At 46.4% G+C, this 12411-nt stretch carries 12 protein-coding genes; 1 reads left to right on the forward strand and 11 read right to left on the reverse strand.

Translation table 11 applies throughout. From position 1 onward, the window contains the following. Positions 1–24: 24 nt before the first annotated feature. The 5 genes from ASC40_RS09720 to rpsU all read right to left on the reverse strand — a co-directional run bounded on the left by ASC40_RS09720 (position 25) and on the right by rpsU (position 5634). Positions 25–819 (reverse strand): amidohydrolase family protein, encoded by a 795-nt coding sequence (locus tag ASC40_RS09720; protein WP_055439621.1) that lies wholly within the window; start codon positions 817–819, stop codon positions 25–27. 131 nt (positions 820–950) lie between these two features. Further along, positions 951–2795, reverse strand: coding sequence for an RNA polymerase sigma factor RpoD (gene rpoD, locus ASC40_RS09725; protein WP_055439622.1), 1845 nt, complete (start codon positions 2793–2795; stop codon positions 951–953). Between the two features lie 159 nt (positions 2796–2954). Then, entirely contained in the window at positions 2955–3338 is a 384-nt protein-coding gene (locus ASC40_RS09730; RefSeq protein ID WP_245622258.1) for a DUF3192 domain-containing protein, read from the reverse strand. A gap of 175 nt (positions 3339–3513) precedes the next feature. Further along, positions 3514–5265: a DNA primase gene (gene dnaG / locus ASC40_RS09735; RefSeq protein WP_055439623.1), complete on the reverse strand. Its 1752-nt coding sequence runs from the start codon at positions 5263–5265 to the stop codon at positions 3514–3516. 153 nt (positions 5266–5418) lie between these two features. Next, on the reverse strand, positions 5419–5634 hold the full coding sequence (rpsU, locus tag ASC40_RS09740; RefSeq protein ID WP_034733010.1) for a 30S ribosomal protein S21: 216 nt from the start codon (positions 5632–5634) through the stop codon (positions 5419–5421). A 352-nt stretch (positions 5635–5986) separates the two neighbouring features. On the opposite strand from rpsU, the gene ASC40_RS09745 reads away from it, so the two are divergent. After that, the gene (locus tag ASC40_RS09745) at positions 5987–6616 is read left to right on the forward strand and encodes a MarC family protein (RefSeq protein ID WP_055439624.1); all 630 of its coding nucleotides are present in this window, start codon (positions 5987–5989) and stop codon (positions 6614–6616) included. Here ASC40_RS09745 and tgt read toward each other — a convergent pair. The 6 genes from tgt to ASC40_RS09775 all read right to left on the reverse strand — a co-directional run bounded on the left by tgt (position 6609) and on the right by ASC40_RS09775 (position 12399). Further along, on the reverse strand, positions 6609–7724 hold the full coding sequence (gene tgt / locus ASC40_RS09750; RefSeq protein ID WP_055439625.1) for a tRNA guanosine(34) transglycosylase Tgt: 1116 nt from the start codon (positions 7722–7724) through the stop codon (positions 6609–6611). The genes ASC40_RS09745 and tgt overlap by 8 nt on opposite strands. 54 nt (positions 7725–7778) lie before the next feature. After that, the gene (gene queA, locus ASC40_RS09755; protein ID WP_055439626.1) at positions 7779–8825 is read right to left on the reverse strand and encodes a tRNA preQ1(34) S-adenosylmethionine ribosyltransferase-isomerase QueA; all 1047 of its coding nucleotides are present in this window, start codon (positions 8823–8825) and stop codon (positions 7779–7781) included. Positions 8826–8978: 153 nt separating this feature from the next. Continuing rightward, positions 8979–9884 (reverse strand): hypothetical protein, encoded by a 906-nt coding sequence (locus ASC40_RS09760; protein ID WP_055439627.1) that lies wholly within the window; start codon positions 9882–9884, stop codon positions 8979–8981. Positions 9885–9906: 22 nt separating this feature from the next. Beyond that, complete coding sequence (locus ASC40_RS09765) at positions 9907–10470, reverse strand: hypothetical protein (protein WP_055439628.1); 564 nt, start codon at positions 10468–10470, stop codon at positions 9907–9909. Then, positions 10467–11009: an RNA polymerase sigma factor gene (locus ASC40_RS09770; protein WP_055439629.1), complete on the reverse strand. Its 543-nt coding sequence runs from the start codon at positions 11007–11009 to the stop codon at positions 10467–10469. Before ASC40_RS09770 ends, ASC40_RS09765 begins: the two co-directional genes overlap by 4 nt. A gap of 121 nt (positions 11010–11130) precedes the next feature. Further along, on the reverse strand, positions 11131–12399 hold the full coding sequence (locus ASC40_RS09775; RefSeq protein ID WP_055439630.1) for an inorganic phosphate transporter: 1269 nt from the start codon (positions 12397–12399) through the stop codon (positions 11131–11133). Positions 12400–12411 lie beyond the last annotated feature (12 nt).

Below are 12411 nucleotides of genomic sequence, written 5' to 3' on the forward strand. Positions count from 1 at the left end.
TGTCATGACCCCAAACGGGGTTTTTTATAGGTTTATGTGATAGAAGTCGGCGGCATTGCCGGCGAATACTTTGTCGATAGCTTTATCATCGACTAAGGCTTCGCACACGGTCTCAATGTCACGCACATTAAATGGGCGTTCCGCGCGGGTTGATGGTAAATCGGTGCCGAACATCAAACAGTCTGGATTAATGGCGTATAGCGATTTTACCGCTTTCGCAACATCAACTTCGGTGCGTCCAAAACCACTGGCTTTAATATGCACGCCGTTCTCGGCAAGTTTCTGCACTTGCGATAAGCCCGAACGCGCCATTCCCAAGTGATCAACCGAGGCCTTCGGCAGCTTCAACAGCTTAGGAACCACTTCGTCCAGTTCGCGACTGTCGACATACATTTCGAGGTGCCAACCGGCTAAGTCCCAAATGCGCAGACCAAAATCGACCAAGTTATCTAAACCACTCACAACGCCACGTTTGAGATTTACCCGAATACCACGAATGCCGTGATCGCGAAGCTTCAGAATTTCTTCGTCTGATACGCTACTCGGTAAGTTTGTTATTCCGACAAACTGATCGCCCATGTCGGCCAATGCTGACTTCAAATAGCTTTGGTCAAAGCCCTGCACAGAGCCAGAAACTATCACGCCACCTACGACGTTTAGGTTTTGCGTACGATACTTATAATCTTCAATGGAAAACGGTGCAGGCAGAAAGCCTTGATTCTCTATCAACGGAAACGAGTCGTTGTAGATATGAAAATGGGCATCGATAATTCGACGCGGTTGCTGTTTTTCGGTGTTGTTCTGATCAACTGCGATCATATTTCATCCTTTTCAGCGAAGTTAGGCGTTATTTTAACAAATTTCGCGCTAAAAATAAAAAAGCCCTAACCGCAAGGGCTAGAGCTTCTTAAGACGTTTTTAACCAACAAACGTTCAGATTATTTACAGGCTTATTCGTCGAGGAACGACTTGAGCTGCTCTGAACGGCTTGGGTGACGTAATTTACGCAATGCTTTGGCTTCAATTTGACGAATCCGCTCACGCGTAACGTCAAATTGTTTACCAACTTCTTCCAAAGTGTGGTCGGTATTCATATCAATACCGAAACGCATACGTAGCACTTTTGCTTCACGTTGAGTTAAGCCACCAAGTACCTCGCGAACGGCATTACGCAAGCTTTCTGCTGTCGCAGAATCAACTGGCAAGTCAAGGGTGGTGTCCTCAATGAAATCACCAAGATGCGAATCTTCGTCGTCACCAATCGGTGTCTCCATTGAGATAGGCTCTTTAGCAATCTTCAGTACTTTACGAATTTTGTCTTCTGGCATCACCATACGCTCAGACAATTCTTCTGGCGTTGGCTCACGGCCCATTTCCTGTAACATTTGACGCGAAATACGGTTCAACTTGTTGATCGTTTCGATCATGTGCACTGGAATACGAATGGTGCGGGCCTGGTCGGCAATTGACCGCGTAATAGCCTGACGAATCCACCAAGTTGCATAGGTTGAGAACTTGTAACCACGACGGTATTCAAACTTATCAACGGCTTTCATCAAACCAATGTTACCTTCTTGGATTAAGTCCAAGAATTGTAGGCCACGGTTGGTGTATTTTTTCGCAATTGAGATAACCAAACGCAAGTTTGCTTCAACCATTTCTTTTTTCGCTCGGCGCGCTTTCGCTTCACCGATAGACATGCGACGGTTGATATCTTTAACTTTCGCAATAGTTAAGCCGGTTTCTACTTCAACTTCCGCAAGCTTGTGAATGCAACGCTCAAGCTCTGGCTTCAAAATGCTTAGTGACTCAGAATAAGCTTCGCCATCGGCAATTGCTTGATCAAGCCACGCCACGCTATTTTCGTTGCCAGCGAACAGCTTCATGAAGTTGCGTTTCGGCATGTTCGCCTGCTCTACGCACATTTTCATGATTAAACGCTCTTGCACACGCACACGATGCATCATGTCACGCATGTCTTTTACCAAGCGGTCAAACTGCTTTGGCACCAAGCGGAACTGTTTAAACAGATCGCTTAACGCTTCAATTTCGGTGCGAGCTTTTGCATGATCACGGCCGTGCTTGCTGATTGCTTTGCGGGTTTTCTCATATTGATCGCGTAGCTCACCAAATTTCTGGCGGGCAAATTCTGGATCAATACCACCCTCGTTTGCATCATCATCACTGTCGTCGTCATCATCATCAACGTCATCATCTTCGTCTTCAAGTTGATCTTCGCTGAGTTCTGAACCGATGTGCGTTGCTGCAACAGGCGCTTCGTCTACTTCGTTAGGATCAATAAAGCCTGAAATGATGTCGGTTAGACGCATTTCTTCGGCTTCACAAGTATCCCACTGATCTAATAAGAAATTGATTGCTTCTGGATATTCCGCAACCGAGCATTGAACCTGGTTAATACCATCTTCAATACGCTTCGCAATGTCGATTTCGCCTTCGCGAGTCAACAACTCAACAGTACCCATTTCGCGCATGTACATACGCACTGGATCTGTGGTGCGACCCAACTCACCGTCTACGCTCGCTAACGCTTGCGCAGCGGCTTCAGCTGCGTCTTCATCCGCTGTATCTTCGCTCATCATCAATTCATCAGCATCAGGTGCGTTTTCAAACACCTTAATACCCATGTCATTGATCATGCTGATGATGTCTTCGATTTGATCCGAATCAACGATCTCAGAAGGTAGGTGATCGTTCACTTCCGAGAAAGTGAGATAACCTTGCTCCTTGCCTTTGGCAATAAGAAGCCTGAGCTGTGATTGACGACTCTGCTGCATACAGATCTACCACCTGTTTTAAATAGAAAAGTAACCGGTCTTAAACTTACGGCGACTTAATGAAAAGACTTTTTAACTCAGCCTTTATATAAGTGCGTGAGGTATAAAATTCAAGACCGGAAATTGTAGCAGATACTGTCGATTTGAGCCAGAATTTAATCAGTTATTCTGTGGAATGCGCTCTAACGCAAGCTCACCCGAACCAATTAACACGCCGTCTGCAAACACTAATGGCGTGCATTCATCACGGGTGGTATTTCCATCAGCATGCTTACGGTGTGTACGATAATAAAGCACACGGTAACGAACACCGTCTACGGTGACCAAATCTGAAAAGTTAGGAGTACCTAGCTCTTTTTGCACAGCAGCTAATTGCACACCGTCGGTTAGTGAAGCGATAGCTTTGCGGTTTTCCTCTTCCTGGCGCTCATAACTACTGGTCGAGTAATTTTCGCCATCGCCATTCACGGCAATCACACAACCTTGTAAGCCAAGCGATAACACTGCAACCGAAGCAACAGCTAAACTCTTCATATAGTGCATGGGGATACTCCTTTGGTTAGTTAAATTAGAACTGTTGAAATTCTATTCGTTATTTCATGTAAGCTTTCGCTTGTTCTTACAAACCATGCAAACCATGTGCCAAATACGTATATTGTTGTTTATTATGTGTTTTTATAAATTTTTAAGTATCCCGCATTTCACAAAAACCTATTAATTAGCGCTTTTCACGATCTTTTAGATATTGCAGCAAGGTTAAATACTCTTGCTTTTCTGTGCGATTAAGCGGCGCTGTACGTTCTTTTTCAAGTAGCTCATTGGCACGTTGCTCAACAAACTGATCTATAAAATACGCAAAGATATCAAAGAATTCCTGATTAACTCGGTCAGTTTCTAAGTGGTGCTGCCAACGCGCAAGTTGCCGTAGCGCCTTTTCTTCAGGTTCGCCTCGCCACAGCTCGAGCAACTGGGCGCTGGTTAACGTTTGCGCTTGGGTTTGTTCGTGTAATTTTAGTAACAAGTCAATGCCAGGTTGCTTTAACCCGCGTAACTCATGATGTAACGGAATTTCCTGGCCTAAATACGGATGCTGCACCAATAAACCGATAGCTCTTCGCATGGGGGTCATTTTCAGCGCATCTTGCGGCGCCTTGGCGGCAGTTGGCGCTTTAATTTGGCCGGCAAGTTGTGAGGTTTCACGGCGCAGTAAGCGCGCTAACCGCTCCATAAGTGTGTCGCGATAGAATTCACTGGCGACACGCTCTATAAGTGGCTTGGCCTGCTTCAATAAAAGTGATTTACCGGCGTCTGACTGTACGTCAATAGTTTCAGTTAGGTGAGCAAAGAAGTAGTCAGTAAAACTTTGTGCCTGGTTTAAACGCCCCGTAAAAGCTGCAGCCCCTTCTTTGCGCACCAAGGTGTCTGGGTCTTCACCGTCCGGTAAAAACAAAAAGCTCAGCTCAATACCATCGTTCAGCAACGGCAAAGCATTTTCTAAGGCCCGCCAAGCGGCATCACGACCCGCGCGATCACCGTCGTAGCAGCATACCACCCGCCGTGTGGCCCGAAATAGCATGTGCAGTTGATCGGTCGTAGTTGCTGTTCCGAGTGAAGCTACTGCGTAGCTAATGCCCGCTTGCGCCAAGGCCACCACGTCCATATAGCCTTCCACAATCACCACTTGCTGCAGCTCGCGATTGGCCTGACGAGCCTCATAAAACCCGTATAACTCGCGACCTTTATGAAAGATGCGCGTTTCAGGCGAGTTTAAATATTTGGGTCCGTCGCCTTCAAGTATACGCCCGCCAAACCCAACCACGCGGCCACGGCGATCACGTATAGGAAACATCACTCGATCGCGGAAAAAGTCATAATAGCGACCTTGATCATTACGGTTAACAAGCTTCAGATCGACTAATTGATCTTTGCTACGCTGATCCTTGCCTAATGAACTTAAAAGACCGTCCCAGCCATCTGGCGCGTAGCCAATTTGAAATTGCTTAACAATTTCACCGCTTAAGCCGCGGCCCTTTAAATAATCAATAACAGTTGCACTGTTTGAATGTTGTCGCAGCTGGTGAGCAAAAAATTTCGCAGCAAGTTCCATTTGTTCATAATCACTGCTTTCTTGCGCGCGCTTGCGAGCATCCGCAGCAGGGTTGCCGCTAGTTTCTCGGGGTACTTCAAGCCCAAGCATGTGAGCCAACTCTTCTACCGCCTCTGGAAACTCTAATCCGTCAAACTTCATTAAAAAATCAAGCGCGTTGCCGTGCTCGCCACAACCAAAGCAATGATAGAACTGTTTGTCGGGGGCAACGGTAAAACTAGGTGATTTTTCATTATGAAATGGGCAACAAGCTTGGTAATTTCGGCCTGCTTTTTTCAATGGCACACGACTATCCACGACTTCAACAACGTCTGCGCGCTCAATTAAATCGTGAATAAAGCTTTTCGGAATTAAACCTGCCATGGCCTGCCTGGTGCTTAGCTGCACAAAAGTGCAAATTAGGTAAATATGAACTGATTATAAAGAAAAAGCCGGAATGAGAAAACTCAATCCGGCTCTTCGAGGTCTGTGTTGTAGTGACACCGCTGTCGGCTGTGCCGCTACGGTACCAGTGTCTTAATACAGACGAGTGCGACGTGCATTTTCACGCGACAATTTTTTCGCGTGACGTTTAACTGCAGCTGCTTTTTTACGCTTACGCTCTGAAGTTGGCTTCTCGTAGAATTCACGACGACGAACTTCTGATAATACACCTGCTTTCTCGCAAGAGCGCTTAAAGCGACGCAAAGCTACGTCAAACGGCTCGTTTTCTTTTACTTTAACAACTGGCATTAAAATCTCACCTCAATGAAAATTCGGTTGTTGGGTTAAAATTGGTGCTGAATTGTAGCGGCTTCAGATCCTGATGTAAAGCCCAAGATCAATTTTAATAAGGGAAGTATGCCGATTGGGCGGGATAGAGGCGTCGCCGCTGCAAGACAGGCTGAAACAGGACTTGCATGGGGTGCGACAACGCCTCTAAGAGCGTTATGAAAACATAACAACGGCAGTATGCCATAGACCTGCGACAGTTTTTGTCGCTTACTTTAGCTTGGTCTAAAATAATAATAAAAATCATGCAGTTTCGGTGATTAATTTGTACACTATATGCCTCTCACCGCCGCATCTTTGACTGGAGCTTACGATGCTAGATACCTTTTTGTTTCAATTTACATCATTGTTCACAATGATTAACCCTATAGCCGCTATTCCTATTTATATAGCGCTTACCGAAGCAATGACACCCAAGGCTGCGCGCTGGGTTGCGATGCGCGCGTCTATTACCGCATGTATTGCGCTGTGTGTATTTGCGTTAATTGGTGAAGCTATTTTTAGTTTTTTTAGTATTTCAGTAAATGGCCTGCGCGTTGCTGGCGGTATTTTATTTTTCGTGATGGGCTTTGAAATGCTGCGCGGGCGCACTGTCCCCAAACGCGTTGATGGCGAAACAGAAAGCGACTTTGGTTCTGACGTTGCTGTAACCCCAATTGGTATTCCAATGGTTGCAGGGCCGGGTGCCATTACCATGGTTATTCTATTTATTCAGGAAAGTCCCGCAACCTCAAACACCGTAAGTTTGTTTGCAGCAATTATTGCGGTATGTGTTTTAACTGCGTTTGTGTTGGCTACTGGCCGCCAATTACTCGCCAAACTTGGCCGTAGCGGTAGTAAGATTTTGATGCGCTTGATGGGTTTGATCGTCATGTTGATTGCCGTCGAGTTCTTCTTCGCCGGCATCAAGCCTTACATTCTAGATATTGCCCGCGCTATTTAAGCGCGGGTACTTCCATACCACGTTTCGCATAAAATTCAGCAACGTGATCTTCTAAGCGATCGTTCTCAATTGCATCACGCAAGTCTTGCATGACTTTTTGATAAAAGTGCAAGTTATGAATGGTGTTCAAACGTCCGCCGAGCATTTCGTTTGAGCGATCTAAATGATGCAAATATGCACGCGAGTAATTTTGACAGGTATAGCAGTCACATTCTGGGTCTAGCGGCCCAGTGTCTGTGCGGTGCACAGCATTACGGATTTTTACCACGCCATTGCTGACAAACAAGTGGCCATTGCGCGCGTTGCGGGTGGGCATCACGCAGTCGAACATATCAACACCACGGCGCACAGCTTCAACTAAATCTTCTGGCTTACCTACACCCATTAAATAGCGTGGTTTATCGATAGGCATTTGCGGCGTAATGTAATCCAATACTCGCATCATGTCTTCTTTTGGCTCACCGACTGACAAACCACCAATAGCATAGCCGTCAAAACCAATGTTGGTCAGGCCTTCTAAAGAAATAGTTCGTAGCTCTTCGTACATGCCACCTTGAATAATACCGAACAAAGCTGATGGGTTGTCGCCATGCGCCGCCTTTGAACGCTCAGCCCAACGCAACGAAAGCTCCATAGAGGTACGAGCCTCAGCCTGGGTTGCAGGGTACGGTGTGCACTCGTCAAAAATCATGACAATATCGGAGCCAAGATCACGCTGCACTTCCATTGATTTTTCAGGAGTGAGTAAAATCTTTTCACCATTAATTGGTGAACGGAAGGTCACGCCTTCTTCAGTAATTTTACGCAATTCGCCTAGGCTAAATACCTGGAAGCCGCCTGAATCGGTCAAAATTGGCTTGTCCCAATTCATAAAGTCATGCAAATCGCCATGCTGCTTAATAATTGAGGTACCTGGGCGCAGCATTAAGTGAAAGGTATTACCCAAACAAATTTGTGCACCGGTTGCTTTAACTTCTTCTGGAGTCATGCCTTTCACGGTACCAGCTGTGCCAACCGGCATAAAGGCTGGTGTTTCTACTACACCACGGTCAAAGACCATACGACCTCGGCGCGCTTTGCCCGAGGTTTTTAATAATTCAAATTTCATTTTTTCACCGATTTATGAATTCACGGAAAAACAGTCCGAGGCGGTTAGTATACCTTAGCGCGCAGTTCGGGTCACAAACATTGCATCGCCATAGCTAAAGAAACGATAGCGCTCGTTCACGGCCTGTTGGTAAGCATTCAGTACATGGTCACGACCAGCAAATGCCGATACCAACATAATTAAGGTAGATTCTGGTAAGTGAAAATTCGTGATCATGGCATCCACCACCTGAAACTCGTACCCCGGGTAAATGAATATATCGGTGTCGGCAAAGAATGGTTGCAATGACAGCCCTTGCTGTTTAGCCGCTTGCGCTGCCGACTCCAATGAACGAACCGAGGTGGTGCCCACAGCAATAACGCGATTACCGCGCGCCTGCGCTGCGGCAATGGCATCAACTGTTTCTTGAGACACTTCTGCATATTCACTATGCATATGGTGCTCTTCAATATTGTCCACACGCACCGGCTGAAAGGTTCCGGCCCCTACATGCAGGGTTACGTAAGCAAATTCAACACCTTTGGCTTGTAGCTCGCTTAATATAACGTCGTCAAAGTGTAAACCCGCGGTTGGCGCTGCAACAGCTCCAGGTTTTTTGTTATAAACGGTTTGATAGCGCTCTCGGTCGCTATCTTCGTCAGGCCGATCAATATACGGCGGCAACGGCATATGACCATATTGCTCAAGTACTTGAAGCACCGGCTCTGCGGTATTAAATTGCAATTCAAACAGTGCATCCTGGCGCCCTACCATCTCAACTTCTACTGCACCTTCAAGAATCATTTTGGCGCCGGGTTTTGGCGACCGATTACTGCGCAGATGCGCCAACACACGGTGCTCGTCAATAATGCGTTCAACCAGTACCTCAACTTTGCCGCCCGAAACTTTTTCGCCTAACAAGCGCGCCGGAATAACCCGTGTATCATTGAACACCAATAAATCGCCCGAATTAATATGCGCGATAATATCTTTAAACTGTTCATGCGCCACCTCACCAGTGGTGCCATTTAGGCACAACAAGCGGCTTGCACTGCGCTCGGCCTGAGGGTAACGGGCAATTAATTCATCGGGTAAGTCAAAGCTAAAGTCTTTTACATTCATGGAAGTTTCATCGCTTATTCAGTTGGCGCGTACTTTACCGTTTTTAACTGTCGAAAAAAAGCACTGAAGCTGTGGCTTGCATTATGAAAGACAAAAAAAGCGCGCCTAGGTAGGCGCGCAAAAAACGAGATGACAACCGATCAGGGAGACCGGTTAAAATGAGTACGTCACGGCCTGTGATAACAGATCACTCGCGGCGTTATTTTTTTGACACGCGACAAGGGTCGCCTTACTGAAAATATAAATCTTGTCTCGTCCCTCTGCCTCATTCTTGCCAGCGCCTTGCAACACAAAACTAATATGCTCATTGTTAGGTAGTGACTTTAGCGTGGTACCATAGGTACATAAAGTTTCTGCTAGCGTTTGCTCGAATGTCGCCACTTGCTGCTGTAGTTTCTGCGCCCGTTCAGCACGTCGTTGCGCTTGCTTCTCGCGTATTTCGGAACTAGCTGCGCGTAGCGCTTGTTTGCGTTCTTCTAATTGAGTTCGAGCAACGTTTAACTGTTCTTTGGCAGCACTAAGTTGCTCGTCTATTGTTTTGCGCCCTTCACCCTCAGCGCTATTTAAAGCAAATTCTAAGTCGCGCACTTTGCGACGTTTATCATTCATGTCGCGTACCAAGTCACCCACTTCAAGGCCTGCTTCTGCAACTTGGTGATACGCCATTTCCACTTCTTCAATCTCACCTTCAATAACGTGTCGTTCAATGATCACTTCCGGCATTGGCGCACCAGGCGGCATTGGTGCATCTAAGTCGAAGTCAAAATCAACGTCGAAATCAATCTCAAACTGACGACCGAAGTTCACACGATAAACAACCCCTTGCCCAGCCAAGTAGTCGTAGCTCAGTCGCTGAGCGCTAAAAAGCTTGCGCCGCTGCGGTTTCCCTTCGTGCTGCTGCGCTAGTTTGGTTGCAAAAATACTATTCATCACTTCAAGCTCTTGCTTCAAAGCATCGCGCGTTGCGGCATTATTTTGCTGAGCTTGCGCTACTACGGTTGCACAACCGGCAACGGTTAACGCCAAAAAGGATAAAGAAAGTGCTTGCTTGCGTAACATAAATAACTCCTAACAATGGCTTTTATTGCTCATTGTAATCGACTTGTTGTACCCAACCATCTGCGTACTGCTGCAGTTGATTAGCAAAATAATACTGATCACTCTGGCGTTGCTCATTCACATAGCGAATAAGCTCGGTTAAGTCACTTTCGCGTTCTTGCCGATTTACGGCCAGCATATAATCAGCCAGTTGTTGATTTGCTTGCGCCATTTCCGTACGAAAATCTTGTCTAAAGTCACTGCGCAAGGTATTGGCGTAATTAGCCAGAATAACCTGCTGTTGCGCACCGTACTGGCTCAGTCGCTCGGCAATCATGGCTTCTAGTTTTGCTTCATCAGCGCCACCGAAACTCACCGAAAAACCATGTTGATTACTGTTTATTTGTACCTGCCCTATGACCAACATCACAGCAATAGCCGATGCACCTAAAGAGCTCAGCGAAAGCCATGGTTTTTGCCACCAATGCAGATTGTCGGTTTGCGACGGCCGAAATGTTGATTCGCGCGGCCAGTGCGGAACAGGTTCCTCACGCAACTCTGCTGCTGTTTGTTCCAACCATTGTTGAAAGTCTTGTGGCTTACTCATACAACCTCCACCCATTCTTGTAACTTACTTACCGCACCGTACAAGCGCGACTTCACGGTACTTAAGGGAACCTCTAATTGCTGGGCTATGTCTGTTAATTGCATGTGCTGAAAAAACTTAAGCTCTACCACCAAGCGCTGGTCCAGCGGCAGCTTTTGCATGGCTTTAAACAGTTGCTGTCCTCGCTGTTGACCCGCATACACTTGCTCAGGGCTATGCCAGTCGTCGTCACTGGCCTGGTCAGCCACATAAGTGTCATCACTGGTAAATTTGTGCCGCCGATAATGCTCAATGCAGCGATTATGAGCGATACGCATGAGCCAGTTCTTAAAAGAGCTTTCGCCACGCCAAGTTGCTAAGTTTCTAAACACTGACAAAAACACATCCTGCATTAAATCTAGGGCGTCCTCACGATTGCCAACCATGCGCAGCGCATAGTTATAAACTAACCGTTCGTAACGACTTATCAGCTGCAACCAAGCTTTTTTATTATTTATCAACGCTTGTTTTACCAAGCGCTCGTCTGATGGTGCGAACACAGTAGGTCATTCCCATAAAATTGTTGTATTTATAGTCGCACAAGGGCTCAAAAAAGTTTGCCCAACACAAAAAAAAAGAGCACCGAAGTGCTCTTTTTTGTTATTCGATTGCAGTTTTTGGCTATACGCCAAATGCCGCTTTGATAATAAAGAAGAAAATAATCGACATGACCGCGCCAGCTGGTAGGGTAACCACCCACGACACAACAATGTTGCGTACCACACCTAAGTTTAGTGCCGCAATACCACGAGCCATACCTACACCAAGTACCGCGCCAACTAAGGTTTGCGTGGTTGAAATTGGCAAGCCAGTACCCGAAGCAATAACCACAGTCGTTGCAGCAGCTAACTCAGCAGCAAAACCGCGGCTTGGGGTTAAGTGCGTAATGCCTTTACCAATGGTTGCAATAACACGGCGGCCCAACATTGCCAAACCGAGTACGATACCAAACGCACCAACCGGCAAGACCCACCAAGCAAGTTTCGCTTTAGATGATATTTCACCACCGCTTTCAACAATACTTACTACCGCGGCTAATGGCCCAATTGCGTTCGCGACGTCGTTAGAACCGTGCGCGAATGCCATGGCACAGGCGGTAACTATCATCAAAATTGCAAAAACCTTCTCAACGTTGGTGTAATGCATGTTTTTGTCTGCAGCAGGATCAAATTTCAATCGCATAATTAAAATTTTACCCAAAACACCAACGGCAATAGCAATACCGATTGCTAGTGAATAGCCTTCAGCACTTGTTAGTTCGATACCAACATGTTTCAGGCCTTTTTTGATCGTTACTAAGGAAATCATAAAGCCAGTTAGAGCCATATAAAACGGCACATAACGCTTTGCCATATCGAGCGGCTTTTCACTATCAAATATCAGTTTTTGCGCACTTAAAAACACGAAATAGGCAATCAGGCCAGCAATCATCGGCGTGATAACCCAGCTACCAATAATACCTAGCACCGAGCCCCAGTTAACTGCCTCAACACCAACACCAACTGCAGAGAAACCGACGATTGCGCCAATAATTGAGTGAGTTGTTGATACCGGCCAACCCGCCCAAGACGCCATTAATAGCCATGTTCCAGCCGCCAACAAGGAGCCAATCATGCCAAACACCAACAATTCTGGTGTGTCGACAAAGTAAGCTGACTCGATAATGCCTTTTCGAATAGTTGATGTGACCTCGCCACCAGCTAAATAAGCGCCGGCAAATTCGAAAATCATCGCCACAATAATGGCTTGTTTAATGGTTAGAGCTTTTGAGCCAACTGACGTACCCATAGCATTGGCGACATCGTTGGCACCAATACCCCAGGCCATAAACAAACCAAATACAGCAGCCAGCACGATCAAGGTCATGCTATATGTGCTTAAAATATCCATTCTATCTACTCC

Source organism: Pseudidiomarina woesei, from assembly GCF_001418345.1.
Classification (GTDB): Bacteria; Pseudomonadota; Gammaproteobacteria; order Enterobacterales; family Alteromonadaceae; genus Pseudidiomarina; species Pseudidiomarina woesei.

Excerpts from the sequence above, each read along its gene's own strand:
- ASC40_RS09720 (WP_055439621.1), bottom strand. The coding sequence starts at position 819 with ATGATCGCAGTTGATCAGAACAACACCGAAAAACAGCAACCGCGTCGA.
- rpoD (WP_055439622.1), bottom strand. The coding sequence starts at position 2,795 with ATGCAGCAGAGTCGTCAATCACAGCTCAGGCTTCTTATTGCCAAAGGC.
- ASC40_RS09730 (WP_245622258.1), bottom strand. The coding sequence starts at position 3,338 with ATGCACTATATGAAGAGTTTAGCTGTTGCTTCGGTTGCAGTGTTATCG.
- dnaG (WP_055439623.1), bottom strand. The coding sequence starts at position 5,265 with ATGGCAGGTTTAATTCCGAAAAGCTTTATTCACGATTTAATTGAGCGC.
- rpsU (WP_034733010.1), bottom strand. The coding sequence starts at position 5,634 with ATGCCAGTTGTTAAAGTAAAAGAAAACGAGCCGTTTGACGTAGCTTTG.
- ASC40_RS09745 (WP_055439624.1), top strand. The coding sequence starts at position 5,987 with ATGCTAGATACCTTTTTGTTTCAATTTACATCATTGTTCACAATGATT.
- tgt (WP_055439625.1), bottom strand. The coding sequence starts at position 7,724 with ATGAAATTTGAATTATTAAAAACCTCGGGCAAAGCGCGCCGAGGTCGT.
- queA (WP_055439626.1), bottom strand. The coding sequence starts at position 8,825 with ATGAATGTAAAAGACTTTAGCTTTGACTTACCCGATGAATTAATTGCC.
- ASC40_RS09760 (WP_055439627.1), bottom strand. The coding sequence starts at position 9,884 with ATGTTACGCAAGCAAGCACTTTCTTTATCCTTTTTGGCGTTAACCGTT.
- ASC40_RS09765 (WP_055439628.1), bottom strand. The coding sequence starts at position 10,470 with ATGAGTAAGCCACAAGACTTTCAACAATGGTTGGAACAAACAGCAGCA.
- ASC40_RS09775 (WP_055439630.1), bottom strand. The coding sequence starts at position 12,399 with ATGGATATTTTAAGCACATATAGCATGACCTTGATCGTGCTGGCTGCT.